16 protein-coding genes are annotated in these 15,413 nt (G+C 73.1%); 9 read left to right on the top strand and 7 right to left on the bottom strand.

What is annotated here, in order from left to right:
- Positions 1 to 66 precede the first annotated feature (66 nt).
- The 6 genes from ASG95_RS21740 to ASG95_RS06330 all read left to right on the top strand — a co-directional run bounded on the left by ASG95_RS21740 (position 67) and on the right by ASG95_RS06330 (position 4,156).
- Positions 67 to 225 carry a DUF6131 family protein gene (locus ASG95_RS21740; protein WP_200961291.1) on the top strand — a complete coding sequence of 53 codons (159 nt, stop codon included), beginning with the start codon at positions 67 to 69 and terminating at the stop codon, positions 223 to 225.
- Between the two features lie 89 nt (positions 226 to 314).
- Positions 315 to 623 (top strand): hypothetical protein, encoded by a 309-nt coding sequence (locus ASG95_RS06350; protein WP_056922799.1) that lies wholly within the window; start codon positions 315 to 317, stop codon positions 621 to 623.
- Positions 620 to 1,156 (top strand): hypothetical protein, encoded by a 537-nt coding sequence (locus ASG95_RS06345; RefSeq protein ID WP_056922800.1) that lies wholly within the window; start codon positions 620 to 622, stop codon positions 1,154 to 1,156. Before ASG95_RS06350 ends, ASG95_RS06345 begins: the two co-directional genes overlap by 4 nt.
- Positions 1,153 to 1,923, top strand: coding sequence for a LamB/YcsF family protein (locus ASG95_RS06340; protein ID WP_056922801.1), 771 nt, complete (start codon positions 1,153 to 1,155; stop codon positions 1,921 to 1,923). The genes ASG95_RS06345 and ASG95_RS06340 overlap by 4 nt, the downstream gene beginning before the upstream one ends.
- Positions 1,924 to 1,929: 6 nt before the next feature.
- Complete coding sequence (locus ASG95_RS06335) at positions 1,930 to 3,591, top strand: 5-oxoprolinase/urea amidolyase family protein (RefSeq protein WP_056922802.1); 1,662 nt, start codon at positions 1,930 to 1,932, stop codon at positions 3,589 to 3,591.
- Between the two features lie 73 nt (positions 3,592 to 3,664).
- A complete protein-coding gene (locus ASG95_RS06330) occupies positions 3,665 to 4,156 on the top strand; it encodes a DUF2505 domain-containing protein (RefSeq protein ID WP_056922803.1) in 492 nt (163 codons plus the stop codon).
- 159 nt (positions 4,157 to 4,315) lie between these two features.
- Here ASG95_RS06330 and pruA read toward each other — a convergent pair whose 3' ends face one another.
- A complete protein-coding gene (pruA, locus tag ASG95_RS06325) occupies positions 4,316 to 5,944 on the bottom strand; it encodes an L-glutamate gamma-semialdehyde dehydrogenase (RefSeq protein ID WP_056922804.1) in 1,629 nt (542 codons plus the stop codon).
- Between the two features lie 91 nt (positions 5,945 to 6,035).
- Here pruA and ASG95_RS06320 point away from each other — a divergent pair, with 91 nt between their 5' ends.
- Positions 6,036 to 6,857: an alpha/beta fold hydrolase gene (locus tag ASG95_RS06320; RefSeq protein ID WP_057376914.1), complete on the top strand. Its 822-nt coding sequence runs from the start codon at positions 6,036 to 6,038 to the stop codon at positions 6,855 to 6,857.
- 24 nt (positions 6,858 to 6,881) lie between these two features.
- On the opposite strand, the gene ASG95_RS06315 is transcribed toward ASG95_RS06320, so the two are convergent.
- The 4 genes from ASG95_RS06315 to ASG95_RS06300 form a co-directional block, all read right to left on the bottom strand.
- Positions 6,882 to 8,348 (bottom strand): peptide ligase PGM1-related protein, encoded by a 1,467-nt coding sequence (locus ASG95_RS06315; protein WP_057376913.1) that lies wholly within the window; start codon positions 8,346 to 8,348, stop codon positions 6,882 to 6,884.
- 117 nt (positions 8,349 to 8,465) lie between these two features.
- Entirely contained in the window at positions 8,466 to 8,888 is a 423-nt protein-coding gene (locus tag ASG95_RS06310) for a hypothetical protein (protein WP_056922807.1), read from the bottom strand.
- Positions 8,885 to 9,925: a patatin-like phospholipase family protein gene (locus tag ASG95_RS06305; RefSeq protein ID WP_082592383.1), complete on the bottom strand. Its 1,041-nt coding sequence runs from the start codon at positions 9,923 to 9,925 to the stop codon at positions 8,885 to 8,887. The genes ASG95_RS06310 and ASG95_RS06305 overlap by 4 nt, the downstream gene beginning before the upstream one ends.
- A complete protein-coding gene (locus tag ASG95_RS06300) occupies positions 9,922 to 11,346 on the bottom strand; it encodes a wax ester/triacylglycerol synthase family O-acyltransferase (protein WP_056922809.1) in 1,425 nt (474 codons plus the stop codon). The genes ASG95_RS06305 and ASG95_RS06300 overlap by 4 nt, the downstream gene beginning before the upstream one ends.
- Positions 11,347 to 11,395: 49 nt before the next feature.
- On the opposite strand from ASG95_RS06300, the gene ASG95_RS06295 reads away from it, so the two are divergent.
- Together ASG95_RS06295 and ASG95_RS06290 are read left to right on the top strand one after the other, a co-directional pair.
- Positions 11,396 to 11,845 carry a cupredoxin domain-containing protein gene (locus ASG95_RS06295; RefSeq protein ID WP_369820404.1) on the top strand — a complete coding sequence of 150 codons (450 nt, stop codon included), beginning with the start codon at positions 11,396 to 11,398 and terminating at the stop codon, positions 11,843 to 11,845.
- Entirely contained in the window at positions 11,842 to 13,221 is a 1,380-nt protein-coding gene (locus tag ASG95_RS06290) for a hypothetical protein (RefSeq protein ID WP_235543478.1), read from the top strand. The genes ASG95_RS06295 and ASG95_RS06290 overlap by 4 nt, the downstream gene beginning before the upstream one ends.
- Positions 13,222 to 13,240: 19 nt before the next feature.
- Here the strand turns inward: ASG95_RS06290 and ASG95_RS06285 are convergent, their stop codons facing one another.
- Entirely contained in the window at positions 13,241 to 14,485 is a 1,245-nt protein-coding gene (locus tag ASG95_RS06285; protein ID WP_057376910.1) for a ParA family protein, read from the bottom strand.
- Complete coding sequence (locus ASG95_RS06280; protein ID WP_157581761.1) at positions 14,482 to 15,159, bottom strand: hypothetical protein; 678 nt, start codon at positions 15,157 to 15,159, stop codon at positions 14,482 to 14,484. The genes ASG95_RS06285 and ASG95_RS06280 overlap by 4 nt, the downstream gene beginning before the upstream one ends.
- Positions 15,160 to 15,413 lie beyond the last annotated feature (254 nt).

The raw sequence follows: 15,413 nt of genomic DNA, 5'->3' as shown, positions 1-15,413 counted from the left end.
GTGCATTTTTGCCCCAATGTGTGGTGAGGTGGAGTGTTTGCATCCCCTGATCAAAAGGAGTTCCACGTGATCGTCCTCGGCATCGTCTTGCTGATCCTCGGTCTGCTCGTCAGCAGCCTCAAGGTCTTGGTGACCATCGGCGCCATCCTCATCGTGATCGGGCTCGTCCTGGCCATCCTGGGTGGCACCGGTCGCGCCATCGGCGGCAGGAAGCACTGGTACTGATCGGACCTCGTTCGTGACGAACGGCCCTCGGAGTGCCCCATGTGGGTATCTCCGGGGGCCGTTGCCATGACCTCACTACAGTGAGGGGTATGCCGCCCGCCCGGGTCGACCCCGACCGTCTCCGTTCGCTCGGCGCGGCTCTGGGGCCGCTGCGCGAGTGCGCGAGGGACGGCGCCGAGGAGGTCCTCGAGCAGTTCCCCGAGGTGGGTGACCGGGAGACCCAGGCCGTCCTCGACGGGTGGGTCGAGCAGCTCGCCGACCTGTTGCGCGAGATCGAGGCGACCGCCACCGACCTCGCCGGTCAGCTGCACGTCGCCTCGCTCGCCGAGCCCACCGGACCTACTGACCCTGGGGGACTCCCTGACCCGGCCGGACGCGACGATCGGGTGCGGTCGTGAGCCTCGTCGCCGGCGACCCGGCCTCCTGCTCGCGCCTGGGCGGCACCCTGCGCCAGCTGGCCACCCGGCTGCGGACCACTGGCCGCGCTGCCCACGACGCCTTCGACCATGACTGCTTCGACCACGACGGCTTCGCTCGACCCGGCGCGGTGCTGCGGCCGGCCCGACGACGCGTCGCGGCGCTCGACGCCGCCACGGCCGCCGCGGCCCGCGAGGTCGACCGGGTCGGCTCGGCCCTGCAGGCCCACGCCGCCGACCTGTCCGAGGCGGTCGCCGACAGCCGCCGAGTCGCCGCCCGCGCCAGCCAGGCGGGTCTCCGGGTGGGTGACGACGGGGAGGTCGGCACGGCCTGGGGCGTCAGCGGGGTCGCCGACGGCGAGGTGAGCGCCCACCAGCTCGCGTCCGCCGAACGCATCCAGGCCGAGCTCGACGCCGTCACCGGCCTCGTCGCCCAGCGCCGGCACCGCCTGGCCCTGGTGCTGCGCGAGTCGCAGCACGTGCTGGCCACCCACGCGGAAGCCCTGCGCCGGTGACGACCGTCGACCTCAACGCCGACCTGGGCGAGTCGTTCGGGCGGTGGACCCTGGGCGACGACGAGGCGATGCTCGACGTCGTCAGCAGCGCCAACGTCGCCTGCGGCTTCCATGCCGGCGACCCCCGGGGGCTGTTGCGTGTGTGTGGACAGGCCGCCGAGCGCGGCGTCGTCATCGGTGCGCAGGTCGGCTACCGCGACCTCGCAGGCTTCGGGCGCCGGTTCATCGACCTCGACCCGGCCGACCTGCTGGCCGACGTCGTCTACCAGCTGGGCGCCCTCCAGGGCATCTGCGCGGCGGTCGGCGCGAAGGTCCGCTACGTCAAGCCGCACGGCGCCCTCTACAACGCGGTCGTCCACCACGAGGCCCAGGCCGCTGCAGTGGTCGAGGCGGTGCGTCGGGTGGACCCGTCGCTGCCCGTGCTCGGACTCCCCGGCTCGGTCCTGCTGGCCGTCGCCCAGGCCGCCGGGCTGCCGACGGTGTCCGAGGCCTTCGCCGACCGCGCCTACACGCCGCAGGGCCGGCTGGTCCCCCGCAGCGAGGACGGCGCCGTGCTGCACGACCCCGACTCGGTGGCCGCACGGGCCGTGCGCATGGTGGTCACCGGCCGGGTCGACGCCTCCGACGGTTCAGCGGTCCCGGTCGCCGCGCGGTCCCTGTGCGTCCACGGTGACAGTCCGGGCGCCGTGTCGATGGCCACGGCCGTGCGGACCGGCCTCGAGGCGGCCGGTGTCACCATCCGGCCGTTCGTCGCGGCTGACTCCTAGGCCGTCGTGACCGGTCGGCTGCTGCCCAGCGGCGAGCAGGCCCTCCTCGCCGAGGTCGACACGCTCGAGGAGGTGCTCGAGCTGAACCGACGCCTGTGGGTCGACGACCGCGCCCCTGGCCTCGTCGACGCCGTGACCGGCGCCCGCACCCTCCTGCTCGTCGTCGACTCGGCGGGTGCCCTGGGCCGGGTCCGCTCGGCCGCCGAGACGGCCATCCGCACGCTCTCGGGCTCGTCGGGTACAGCGGTGGCCGAGGCCGGGGACGCCGCCGACGTCGAGATCGCGGTCCACTACCACGGCCCCGACCTCGCCGACGTGGCCGAGCTCACCGGACTGTCGCCCGAGGAGGTCGTCGCAGCCCACACCGGCCGGGTCTGGCGGGTGGGGTTCAGCGGCTTCGCGCCGGGCTTCGCCTACCTCGTGGGTGGCGACCCTCGCCTCGACGTCCCACGCCGCGCCTCACCCCGCACCCGCGTCCCCGCCGGGGCGGTCGGGCTGGCCGGGGAGTTCAGTGGCATCTACCCGCGGTCCTCCCCCGGCGGCTGGCAGCTGATCGGCCGCACCGAGCAGGTCCTGTGGGACCTGGACCGAGACCCACCGGCACTGCTCCGACCCGGGCTGCGGGTGCAGTTCGTCGATGCTGACCGTGTCGATGTGCACCGTGTCGATGTCGACAGTGTCGATGGTGACCGGGCCGATGGTGACCGGGTCGATGGTGACCGGGTCGATGTGGTTGGTGTCGACACGGACGGAACCGCCATGACTGGTGACCGGGCGGCCACCGCCGGCCAGACGGCATACGCACGGCTGGAGGTGCTCGCGACCGGCCCCCTGGCCCTCGTCCAGGATCGCGGTCGCCCCGGGCTGTCCGAGCTCGGGGTCGGCCCGTCTGGGGCCGCCGACCGCGGGGCCCACGCGCTCGGTGCCCGGCTGCTCGGACAGGACACCGACCGCGCTGCCATCGAGGCCCACCACGGCGGCCTGGCCCTGCGCGCCCACGGCGCGGTCACCGTGGTGCTCACCGGCGCACCCACGACCGCGACCGTCGACGGCAGCCGGGTCGGTCATGCCGCCCCGTTCACGGTCGGCGACGGAGCGGTCCTGGACCTGGGCCGACCCACGAGCGGACTGCGCACCTATCTGAGCGTCCGTGGCGGCATCGACGTCGAGCCGGTGCTCGGATCACGTTCGTACGACACGCTTTCCGCGATAGGTCCGGCACCCTTGCGCCAGGGCGACCTGCTTCGGGTCGGCTCCCCCGTGGGCCAGCCGACGGTCGACGTCGCCCCTGTCCCCACTCCGTCGAGCGGCACCGTGGTGCTCGACCTCCTACCCGGCCCGCGTCGCGACTGGCTGCGCGACGTCGCGGAGCTGACCTCGTCGCCCTGGACCATCGACCCGGCCAGCGACCGCGTCGGGCTGCGCCTCGACGGTGCCGTCCTGACGAGGTCGCCACAGTTCGAGGACCGCGAGCTCCCCAGTGAGGGCGTGGTCAGGGGTGCCGTGCAGGTCACCGCCGACGGGCGCCCGGTGGTGTTCCTCGCGGACCACCCGGTCACCGGCGGCTACCCCGTCGTCGCCGTGGTCACCGAGCGCGCCGCGGACCTCGCCGCCCAGCTGGTGCCCGGCCAGCAGGTGCGCCTGCGGATGGCCTCGTCGCGGCCCTGAGCCCCGATGGCTACGCTGGCGAGGCGACGTCCCGCCGCTTGGTGGGCAGCACCCCGGTGACAGGAGAAGACGCATGAAGATCGCCAAGACGATCGAGTACGCCGCCACCCCTGAGGAGGTCTTCGCGGTCCTGTCGGACGTGAAGTTCCAGGAGGCGAAGTGCGCGGCCACCGCGGCCATCAAGCACTCGGCGGACGTCGAGACCGTCGGCGACCACACCGTCATCACCACCGAGCGCATCCTGCCCAGCGACGGGCTGCCCGACTTCGCCAAGTCCATGGTCGGCGACACCCTGAAGGTGACCGAGACCCAGGACTGGGGGCCGGCCGCCGCCGGCGGGGGCCGGCGCGGCACGGTCGAGATGGCGGTCGCCGGCGCACCCATCGCCCTCAAGGGCACCCTGATGCTGGCCCCCGGCGCGGGCGGCACGGTGGAGACGCTCGAGGCCGAGCTCAAGGCCAAGGTGCCGCTGATCGGCGGCAAGATCGAGAAGGCCGCCGCGCCGCCGATCGAGGAGGCCATCGACATCGAGGCCACCACCGCCAAGACCTGGCTCAAGCGCTGAGGCGACCCGGCGCGCCCGCCCGGCTTCGCCGCGGCATACCTCATCTTTATCGGGTCATGGGACAAAGGGCGGCTTCACCCGAGAACCTTTGTCGGGTGAAGCCGCCCTTTCCCGGTAGACCCGATAAAGCTGAGGTGCGGGTCTGACGTCGTCGTCGCGTCAGCCCATGTGCGGGTAGGCGTGTGCCTTCGGCGGGTTGAAGGTCTCCTTGATGGAGCGGGCGCTGGTCCAGCGCAGGAGGTTCTGGGCGGCACCGGCCTTGTCGTTGGTGCCCGAGGCCCGGCCACCACCGAACGGCTGCTGGCCCACCACCGCACCGGTCGGCTTGTCGTTGATGTAGAAGTTGCCGGCCGCGAACCGCAGTCGCGACGTCGCGTCGGCGATCACGTAGCGGTCCTGGGCGATGATCGAGCCGGTCAGGCCGAACGGCGCGAACGACTCCATCTGATCGAGCACCTTGTCGTACTGGCGGTCCGGGTAGACGTGCACCGACAGGATCGGGCCGAAGTACTCGGTGCGGAAGGACTCGTCGGTCGGGTCGTCGATCTCGAGGACGGTCGGGCGGATGAACCAGCCCTCGCTGTCGTCGTAGGTGCCACCGGCCACGACGTCGACGCCCGGAGTGGCGTGCGCGCGGTCGATGGCGGCGGTGTGCTTGGCGTAGGCCCGCTCGTCGATGACCGCGCCCATGAAGTTGGACAGGTCCGTGACGTCGCCCTGGCTCAGGCCGTTGGTGATCGACACGAGGTCGGCCTTGATCTTCTTCCACAGCGAGCGCGGCACGTAGGCACGCGAGGCGGCCGAGCACTTCTGCCCCTGGAACTCGAAGGCGCCGCGGATCATGGCCGTGCGCAACACCTCCGGGTCTGCGGACGGGTGGGCGAGGATGAAGTCCTTGCCGCCGGTCTCGCCGACCAGGCGCGGGTAGGTGCGGTAGCTCGGCAGGTTGGCGCCGACCTCCTGCCACAGGTGCTGGAAGGTCGGGGTCGAACCGGTGAAGTGGATGCCGGCGAGGTCGGGGTCGGCGAGCGCGACCTTCGAGACGTTGAGTCCGTCGCCCGTGACCATGTTGATGACGCCGGGCGGCATCCCGGCCTCCTCGAGCAGCGACATGGTCAGCTGCGCCGCGAACTGCTGGGTCGGGCTGGGCTTCCACACCACCGTGTTGCCCATCAGCGCCGGCGCGGTCGGCAGGTTGCCGGCGATCGCGGTGAAGTTGAACGGGGTGATCGCATAGACGAACCCCTCGAGCGGGCGGTGGTCGGTGCGGTTCCAGATGCCCTTGGCGTTGAGCGGCGGCTGCTCGGCGAGGATCTGCCGGGCGAAGTGGACGTTGATCCGCCAGAAGTCGATCAGCTCGCAGGCCGCGTCGATCTCGGCCTGGTAGGCGGTCTTCGACTGGCCCAGCATGGTGGCCGCGTTCAGGTGCGCACGCCACGGGCCGGAGAGCAGCTCGGCCGCCTTGAGCAGGATCGCGGCGCGGTCGTCGAACGACGTCTCGCGCCACTGCGGGGCCGCCGCCTTGGCCGCGTCGACCGCTGCCTGGGCGTCACCGAGGGTCGCGTTGCGCATCGTGCCCAGCACCTTGCGGCGGGCGTGCGGCTGGCGGACCTCGATCTTCTTGCCCGTGCCCATGACCCGCTTGCCTGCGATGGTGTGGGGCAGGTCGACGCGGGAGCTGCCCAGCTCGGCGAGCGCCACCTCGAGGGAGGCGCGTTCGGGGCTGCCCGGCGCGTAGTCCAGGACGGTCTCGTTGACGGGGACGGGCACCTGGGTGACGGCATCCATGTGGGCTGGCTCCTCGGGGTCGCTTCGGTGGCTCGGGCGCGGCTGCCGCACAGCTCCGGTGGCAGCGCAGCGCGGACCTATGGTGTCACGTATGCCGCCTGCCCTCGACGCCCCCGAGCTCGCCTACCGCTGGTCCGGCCCCGCCGACCCGAGCGCCCCCACCGTCGTGCTCCTGCACGGACTGGGTGACTCCGGCGACTGCTGGCCGGACGCGGTGCGCCGCTGGTCCGCGGACTACCGCGTGGTCGGCGTGGACCTGCTCGGCCACGGCAGCTCACCGCGGTTCACACCCGTGCAGCTGGCCTCCCCCGACCCGATGGAGGCGATGTATGCCGCGGCCGAGGCCACCGTCTCGCAGGTCGCCGCCGCGCACGGCGGCCGGGTCCTCGTGGTGGGCCACTCGATGGGCGGTGGCATCGCGGGGGCGCTGGCCGCGCGACGACCGGACCTCGTGGCCGGCGTCGTGCTCGAGGACCCCGCGTGGCGCGACCCGGCCGAACGGGTGCAGCCGCGCGGCATCGTGCGTGAACGGGTCGCGGAGTGCCGCGCCTTCGCCGACGACCCCGCCGGGCAGCTCGAGAAGGGTCGCGCCGACAACCCGACCTGGCCCGACGTCGAGCTCGCCCCGTGGGTGGAGTCCAAGGCCCAGGTGGACCTGGCCTTCCTCGACCTCGGCATCGCGAACCTGCTCGAGCCGTGGGACCAGCTCGTCGCCGCCATCGGGGTGCCGGCGCTGGTGCTGCTGGCCGAGCGTGGCGGGCCGGTCACCCCTGCCGTGCGCGGGCGCGCCGCCGAGCTGGCCAACCCGCAGGTCGACATCAGGGTCGTCGACGGCGCCGGGCACTGCGTGCGCCGCGACCGCACCGAGGAGTTCCACGCGATCGTCGACCCCTGGCTGGCCGCCCTCGCCTGACGGCCGGCACCGGAGAGGTCGGGGTCAGGCCGTCCCGAGGGACCGCACGGCTCGTTCGGTCGCCTCGTAGAGTCGCTCGACCTCGTCGGGATCGGCGGCGATCGCGGTCACCCCGAGTCGGCCGTCGACGCGCAGGCAGCTGAGCATGTGCAGGACGACGCCGACCCGTCGCGCCGGGTCGAACTGGAGTCCCGCTGCGGCAACGGCCTCGATCACCGCGGTCGGGGAGAGTCGGGTCCACGCCGGGTCCATGAGGCCGTCCGTGGAGCGGTAGCACCGTGCGCCACTGCCGTCCGCGAGCTCGTACCTCCCGGTGGCCGCGTCGTAGGTCCCGGGGGCCAGGTGACGCAGGGCGGTGAACGGATGGGTCGTCCCGCCCTTGCGGAGGTTGACCTCCAGCGCGCGCACGTCCCAGCCCTCCCGGTGCCGGACGGCGAGGAAGTCGATGCCCAGCCGGCCCCGGGCGCCGCGGTCAGCCAGCCACTGGCCCACGGCCACGGCGTGCGCACCCAGCCGCGCGGCATACGCAGGGTCGGCGGGGAAGCGGCAGCCGGAGTAGACCTGGCCGTTGTCGCCCCCGAGGATCTGCTCATGGGTCGCCAGCACCCGCACGGAGCCGTCCGGAAGGACGTCCACCTGGGCGCTGGGGCTGCGCAGGTCGCCGCCCTCCAGGAGCTCCTCCACGACTCCCCCGGCCTGGAGATCCGCGACGTACCACGGCGGGAGGCTCTGCCCGAGGGTGGCGACGAGGTCGGCCGGGTCCAGGGGACGACCGGAGGTGTCGCGGACCGGCACCACGACGTTGCCGTCACCCGCACCGCTGTTGTCGTGCTTGACGACCACCGCGGCGACCTCGGGGCGGGTGCGCCGGATGGCGGTCACGGCCCGTCCGACCCCCTCGACGTCCCGGACGTCCTCCACGCCTGCGGGCGTGGGCACTCCCACCTCGCGGAACAGCCTGCGGCCGGCGCTCTTGAAGGCGAGCGGCCACAGGTCCGGCGCGGTGCCGTTGACGGGCGCGCCGACCCTGCGCGCGACCTCGATCTCGGTGTCCGTCACGTTCCACGGCTCGAGGAGGGTGAGGCGGCCGTCGGTCAGGCTGCTCAGCCGCTCGAGGAGGTCAGGACGGTCGAGGAGCTTGGCCGACACCGCGCGGGGCGAGCGGTCCTCGACCGTCAGGACGTGCAGCCGCTCCAGCAGGCCACTCGGGTGGCCGGGTGAGCCCAGCCGGTCGTAGTAGTCGAGGACCTCGGGCTCCGGTGCCTGGCAGGTGACGAACACCAGCTCGCAGCCGGGGATCCTGGGGATCATCAGGGTGGCGAGCAGGTAACGGTGCTCGTACGCGCCGAGGCGGGTGGCGTAGTGCGCCAGCAGGCTCTCGGCGAGGCTGAACGCGGGCAGGACCACGACGACGTGCGGCGTCGCCGAGCCGGCCCGGTTGGCAGCCACCGCCTCGGCCAGCCGGCCCTGGCGCTGCGTGTCGCTCTCCACACCACCTCCGGACTCCCCGCCGTGACCTCGAGCATCGAGGTGGTCGGCCGGTCCGGGGAACCAGCGTTCTCCGTAGTGGCAGCGGAACGGCCGTGTGGCAGTAGGCAGCCGACCGGGTCAGAGCAGGCGCAGCACCTCGTCGAGCTCGGTCGCGTCGTACCAGAGCAGGTCCTCCATGCCCTGGTCGCCCGCCTCCTCGTCGACGTGGAACGACACCACCTGTCGCAGCGAGACCGGGCTGGCGACCGTCACGGCCGCGAGGGACTCACGGGTGCCGTCCGACGAAACCGCGCCGGGGTCGACGTCCGCGGCGGCGACGACCCGCTTGGCCACCGTGGTGCCCTGGAGCAGCGCTGCCGCGTCCGCGGCCTCGGTCAGCGCGGCATACTCCCACTCCTCCTCGAGGCCGGTCGGGTCGGCGCGCTCGATGCGTTCGGTGACGCCGAAGGCGGCGACCGGCGCAGGACCGATCTCGCGGTCTGCGGCCAGCCGGCGCACGGCCTCCGGGAGCAGGGGAACGTAGATCCTGGTCTGGGTCATCCCACGTCCTCACTGAGTGATCCGACATCGTCGAAGGCGGCACGGTCGGGTAGGGGTGCCGGGTCGTGCAGGGCCACGGCCGACGTGCGCAGCGAGGTGGCGATCACGGCCGGCCGGCGGCTGACGTCCATGAGGTTGGAGCCGAACGCCTCGAGGTCCTCCTCGCCGGGGCCGAGCACCGTCACCTCGGCACCGTCGTCGTGCACCTTGGCGAGCTCGCGGAGGACCCGGAGGGTCACGCGGTTGCGCCACTGCCGCTCCACGCGGGTGCGCCAGTGGGTGGGGGCGTCGCGGACGAAGCTCACCTGCGGGGCGAGCACGTAGACCTCGTCGAGGCCGAGCCCGGCCATCAGGTCGAGGTTGGTCGACGACCAGGCGCCGCCGTCGATGTAGCGGTGCGCACCGATGCGCACCGGCTGGTACCAGCCGGGGATCGCGCACGAGGCCATCACCGCGGCCGGGAGGTCGACGACCGGAGCACCTTCCCGACCGAAGGCCACCCGCTCCCCCGTGTCGTAGTCGAGGGCCACGACGGTGACCCCGCCTCGGGGCGGCCACCCGTCCGGGACGACGTGGCCGACCATGGCCCCGACGGCCTCGATGCTGCCGCGCCCCTCGGGCAGGATCGCGGAGAGGACGGCGGTCGGCGGCAGGTGGCGGAGGTGGAGTGCGTTGCGCCGCAACAGCTCTCGCGACCCGAGCCCGACCTTCGGGAGACCCGGTCGGTCGCCGCCGGTGTCCTTCTCGTAGTCCCAGGCGTACCCGGCCAGCGGCCCGACGTCGATGCTGCCGTCGAGCTGGTGGGTGAGGAGGTCGGCGACCGAGACCCCGGCCCCGAGCAGCCCGGCGAGAACGGAGCCGGCCGAGGTGCCCACGAGCTCGTCGAACTCGCGCACGTCCACCCCGAGCTCGGCCTCGAGCGCGGTGAGGGCACCGACCATCCACGCGGCGCCCAGCACCCCGCCGCCCCCGAGCACGAGGCCACGCCGCGGGCCGCCACGACGGCTCGCCGCACCGGGCATCGCGGCCGGTGTCATCGCGCCTTGGACCGGTGGCTGTCCAGCAGCTCACCGAGGGAGTCGACGATGCTCTGGCCGAGGACGTCGATGTCGGGCATCGAGTCGCGGTCGGCATTGAGGCCGTAGTAGACGCCACCGTCGTAGGACGTCAGCCCGATCGACAGGGCCTGTCCCTTGGCCAGCGGCATCACCGGGTAGGTGGACAGCATCCGCGCGTCACCGGCATACAGGGTGTGCTGGGGGCCGGGCACGTTGGTGATCACGACGTTGAACAGCCGCCGGGACACCGCGCTCCCGAGCCGGGCACCGAGGGAGTGGAGGGTCGGCGGCGCGAATCCGGCCAGTCCGGCCAGGGACTCGGCACCGACGGCCTGGCCGCCCTCCATCTGCTGCCGCATCGCGAACGCGATCTGGTGCAGCCGCATCGACGGGCCGGGTTCTCCGACGGGCAGGTCGACGAAGCAGGCGGTGAGCCGGCTGCCGACGTGTCGGGCGTCCTCGTCGTAGACGCTCACGGGCACCATCGCCCGCACCGTCGTCCCGGAGTGGACGGACTCGCCACGGGTCAGCAGCCAGGTGCGGAAGGCACCCGAGATGGTCGCGAGCACCACGTCGTTGATCGACACGTCGTCGGCGTAGTTGCCCCGGGCGAGCCGGCTGCGGACCTTGCGGTAGTCCTCGAGGTCGGTGCCGATCATGACGTAGCGGCGGGCCTCCCCCACCGGCGCGTTGAGCGGCGAGTGGGGGGCCGGTCGGGCGGCCGTGCGAGCCAGCGTCGACACGACATCGCCTGCGGCAGTAAGGGCGCGCGTGCCCACGGCCTTCACGTCGACCATGCCGCCGCGGATGTTCTCGACGACCTCGCTGGGCCGCCGGACCGCGTCGACGAGGGCGCCGGTGAGCAGCTCGATGTCGCTCGGCTCGCGGGAGGGTCGCCAGGTGTCGGTGACCAGTCCCTCGGCTGCCGGGTCGCCGTCGACGATGACGTGCGCGATGTCGACCGCGTTGATGCCGTCGACCAGCGCCTGGTGCGACTTCGTCACGATCGCGAAGCGCCCCTCGGCCAACCCCTCGACGAGGTAGACCTCCCACAGGGGGCGGTGCCGGTCGAGGGCGCGGGGCTGGATCCGGGCGACGAACTCCTGCAGCTGCTCGTCGCTGCCCGGCCGCGGGAGGGCGGAGCGGCGCACGTGGTAGGTCACGTCGAAGTTCTCGTCGTCGACCCACACCGGGTTGGCCAGCCGGCCGGGGATCTGCCGGATCCGCTGCCGGTAGCGGGGCACGAAGGCGATGCGGGTGGAGATGAGCTGCACCAGCCGGTCGTAGTCGAACCCGTCGCTCGGGGGGTCGAACACCATGACCGAACCGACGTGCATCGGCGTCGTCGCCTCTTCGAGGTAGAGGAACGACGCGTCGAGGGAGCTCAGGCGGTCAGGCACCCGCTCATCGTGTCAGAAAGCGCTGTCTAGACTCGGGTTCGTGACGAAGATGACCCTGCGCAGGCCGATGACGTGTGCCGCCGGGCTGGCGCTGAGCCTGCCCCTCGCCCTCGGTCTGGCCGCCTGTGGGAGCTCCGGCGACGACTCCGGGACGGGCGGCTCCACCTCCTCCTCGACGACGTCCTCGAGCTCCTCGAGCAGCGGCTCCAGCTCGTCCAGCAGCAGCTCCAGCGCGAGCGGCCGCACCATCGCCATCACCGTCACCGGCTCGAAGGTCACTCCCGCGCCCGCCACGGTCGACCTCGCGGTCGGCGAGCAGCTGACCCTCACCGTGACCAGCGACCACGCCGACCAGCTCCACATCCACGGGTTCGAGATCGAGAAGGACCTGGTCGCGGGCACGCCGTTGAGCGTCACCGTCACGGGCGCGCAGCCCGGCGTCTACGAGGTGGAGACCCACCACCCGGAGCTGCGGCTGATGAAGATCGCGGTCCGGTGACACCCGGCGCCCTCGCCGCCCTTCCCGCAGCCACGGCCCTGCCCGCTCTCGCGCCCGGCCTCGTGCCCGGCCTCGTGCCCGCCCACGGCGTGGGGTCGCGAGAGGACCTCCCGCTCCCCTTCACGCTCCTGCTCGTCGGGGCCGGGCTGGCCCTCGTGGTGTCGTTCGTCGCGCTGGGGCTGCTCTGGAAGCAACCGCGCCTCGATGCCAGAGACGGGCGCCTGCTCCCGATGCCGGTCGCGCTGGCCCTCGACAGCGGCGCCATCCGGGGGTTGTTCGTCATCCTGTCGCTCGCCATCACGGCCTGGACCCTGCTGGCGCTGGCCTTCGGCAAGGACGACGCGAACAACCCGGTGCCCTCCGTTGTCTACGTGTGGCTCTGGGTCGGGCTCGCCTTCCTGTCCATGGTGTTCGGCGGCATCTGGCGGTTGCTCAACCCGGTGCGCTGGATCCGCACCGGCATCCTGCGGGCGGCCCGCATCGACGACGACTTCGCCCTCGCGGACTACCGCCTCGGCTTCTGGCCGGCCGCGACCGGCCTGCTCGCCTTCGCCTGGCTCGAGCTGATCGCCCCCGACAACGCCGACCAGCCGGTACTGCGCATCGCGGTGCTCGGCTACCTCATCGTCAGCATCGTCCTGGCCCTCACCTTCGGCACGCCCTACCTGCGCCGCGGCGACCCCTTCACCTCCTGGTCGTCCCTCTACGGCACGCTCAGCCCCCTCGGCCGGCGGGCCGACGGTCGCTGGGTGCTGCGGACCCCCCTGCACGGACCGCTCCAGCTCGACGCGGCCCCCGGGCTGCTCGCAGTCACGTCGGTGATGCTCGGCACCACCGCGTACGACGGCTTCTCCGGCGAGACCCGCTGGTACACCTTCGTCCAGTCGTCCAGCCTCCCCGCCCGCCTGTGGGAGACCGGGGCGCTGGTCACCTTCAGCCTCGTCGTCGCCGCCTCCCTGTATGCCGCGGCCGTGCTGTCGGCGCGCCTCGCCGGCGTCAGCGTGCGAGGAATCGCCACGGCCTTCGCGCCCTCGCTCATCCCGATCGCGGCGGGGTACCTCGTCGCGCACTACTGGTCGCTGTGGGTGTGGGAGGGCACCAACGGCCTCGCCAAGATGAGCGACCCCCTGGGGACGGGGGCCAACTGGCTGGGCACCGCCGGCGTGTCGCCCTCGGCCGCGCTCATCGCCCCCGGCCTCGTGGCCGGCATCCAGGTCGTGGCCATCATCACCGGCCACGTCCTCGGCGTCGTCGCCGCCCACGAGCGCGCGATCACGCTGTTCCCGCGCCGGGCCGCCGTGCTCGGCCAGGTGCCCCTGCTCGTCCTGATGGTCGGCTACACCGTGGGCGGGCTCACCCTGCTGTTCAGCTCCTGACCCGACGGGGCCGGGCCCGTCAGCGACGTCGGCGACGACGCTCGGGAAACGGCGCGGCATACCCGTCGGCGAGCGTGGCGAGCGCCCTGCGCAGCGCGGACTGTGGCGCGGACTCGGCCAGCGTGGTTCCGGCGAACACGGCCGAGTCGAGGGTCGGCTGGTCCAGGGGCAGGAAGGTGAGGTCGTCCATCCCGGCGAAGCGCCCGAGCGCCTCGGCGATCCGGCGCTCGGGGCGCGGCCCCACGGACGTGGGCCGGACCCGGTTGACCACCACCCGGGCCCGGGGCGACGGCACCGAGGCGAGGTCCTGGACCGCCCGGACCAGCCGCTGCAGCCCGATCGGGTCGGCCGTGCCCACCACGACCAGCTCGTCCGCCTCCTCCAGCGCCGTGAGGGTGGCGGCGTTGCGCCGGGGGGCCAGGGTGTCGTAGGACAGCTCCTCGTCGTCCTCGATCGCGAATCCGCAGTCCACGACGACGAAGCTGACCAGTCCCCGGGCGGTGGCCAGCACGTGCGCCACCGAGGGCGCCCGGAGCTCGGTCCACCGCCCGGCCCGCGGTATGCCGGTCAGCACCCGCAGCCCGGGGCTCACCTCCGGAGCCACTCGCGCCAGCCCCGCGAGGTCGAGCCCACCCTGGTCGGCGGCGCGGGTCGCCGCGGCGACCCCCGGCGCCTCGTCGAGCAGCCCGAGCACCTGGGCGATGGACGAGCCGTAGGTGTCGAGGTCGACCAGGAGGGTCGGCTCGCGGAGGGCGAGCTCGGCGGCCAGGTTGACCGCGACGGTCGTGCGACCCGGCGCGCCGGTCGGGCCCCAGACCGCGATGACGGTCGCCGGGGTCGGCGGTGCCGCGCCGTCGTCGAGGTGGCCACCGGCCAGCCCGTCGGGTCCGGTGGGGGGCGGCCCGCCGTGGACCGCCTCGAGGGAGTCGAGCGCGTCATCGATCTCGTGGCTGGCCAGGTCGGCGCGCAGGACGACTTGGAGGCCGAGCTGGCGCAGTCGGAGCTCACCCGGCTCGTCGCCCGGCCCCACCACCCCGGCGGCCTCGACCCCGTGGCTGGCCAGCTCGTGCAGCGCCGGACGGTCCAGGGCGCGCAGGTCGGCGGAGACGAGGGCGATCTCCCCGTGCCCCGCCGCTGCGGCGGCCAGCAGGTCGGCGAGGTCGGCGCACCGCCGCGCGACGGTGTAGCCGGCGGTGCCCTCGACCGCCGCGACCAGCTCCGACTCCCAGGACGCGTCGAGGGCGGCGATGACCTGACGCGTCACTGCTCCACCCGGAGGGCCGAGCCGGCCACCGGCACCACCGTCACCCGCGCCCCCAGGTCGACCGCGGCGATGATCTCCTTGATCCGCGGGGTCGGGGCCATGACCTGCACGGCGCGGTCACCCGCCGAGCCACCTCCCAGCCCGCCCGGGCTGCGGGGCAGGCTCGACACGGAGACGGCCTGCAGGGTGAGCTCCGGCCCGAGGAAGCCCCCTGCCGAGCCGCTGCCGGCGGCCGGGTCGACCCGGTTGACGTAGACGTCGACGGTGGACCCCACCTGCAGGGCGGCCGCGGAGCCGGCATCGACGGTGAGGACCAGCGGCTGGACCCCGACCTCGTCCCGGTCGCCCACCGCGGCGGCCGGGACGAGCTCTCCGGCGGGCACCGGCCGGAGCACGAAGCGGTCGGGCGCCAGGCCACCGGTCGCCGAGAGGTAGGCGGTCAGCTTCGCCCCCAGTTGGACGTCGACCCGGCTCAGGTCGTCGTCGGTGAGCCGCTGGCCCGGCACCAAGGCTCCGCGGGCGGCATACACCGCGGTCCGGTCGTCGACGTGGGCCACGACAAAGGCGCCGAGGCCGACCGAGGACAGCACGAGCAGCACCCCCACCCCGAGGCGGGCGTCGCGCCACCCCGGGCGCTGGAGCCGGACCGCCTTGGGCGCAGCGAGGTCAGTCATGGCGAGGTCCCCCTTCGTCAACACGTCTTCATCGGCTCCTGACCGGGGCAAACGAGCGCACCGGAGCGGTCATCATGGCGCGCCGGGAGGGGCCAGACCCGCTCAGTCCACAGGTTCGCGGGTCATCCACAAGGTCGGGAGGCCAACTCCCCCAAACGGCTATAGATGCCAGAATCTGTCCAACGAACAGACGCAGCCACAAGAACATGGTAAAAATTCGGTCAAGGAAAGGTCTGCTCCCAGTCAAGGCGACT

The sequence above is a fragment of the Phycicoccus sp. Soil803 genome, from assembly GCF_001429685.1.
Taxonomy (GTDB): domain Bacteria; phylum Actinomycetota; class Actinomycetes; order Actinomycetales; family Dermatophilaceae; genus Pedococcus.
The sequence above is the reverse complement of the archived record's forward strand: the minus strand, read 5'-3'. Positions and strand labels throughout refer to the sequence as shown.

What these genes read in the sequence shown, in the direction of transcription:
- pruA (WP_056922804.1), bottom strand. Translation starts at nt 5,944, where the DNA reads ATGGATGCCGTCACCCAGGTGCCCGTCCCCGTCAACGAGACCGTCCTG.
- ASG95_RS06330 (WP_056922803.1), top strand. Translation starts at nt 3,665, where the DNA reads ATGAAGATCGCCAAGACGATCGAGTACGCCGCCACCCCTGAGGAGGTC.
- ASG95_RS06280 (WP_157581761.1), bottom strand. Translation starts at nt 15,159, where the DNA reads ATGACTGACCTCGCTGCGCCCAAGGCGGTCCGGCTCCAGCGCCCGGGG.
- ASG95_RS06310 (WP_056922807.1), bottom strand. Translation starts at nt 8,888, where the DNA reads ATGACCCAGACCAGGATCTACGTTCCCCTGCTCCCGGAGGCCGTGCGC.
- ASG95_RS06305 (WP_082592383.1), bottom strand. Translation starts at nt 9,925, where the DNA reads ATGACACCGGCCGCGATGCCCGGTGCGGCGAGCCGTCGTGGCGGCCCG.
- ASG95_RS06350 (WP_056922799.1), top strand. Translation starts at nt 315, where the DNA reads ATGCCGCCCGCCCGGGTCGACCCCGACCGTCTCCGTTCGCTCGGCGCG.
- ASG95_RS06295 (WP_369820404.1), top strand. Translation starts at nt 11,396, where the DNA reads ATGACCCTGCGCAGGCCGATGACGTGTGCCGCCGGGCTGGCGCTGAGC.
- ASG95_RS06320 (WP_057376914.1), top strand. Translation starts at nt 6,036, where the DNA reads ATGCCGCCTGCCCTCGACGCCCCCGAGCTCGCCTACCGCTGGTCCGGC.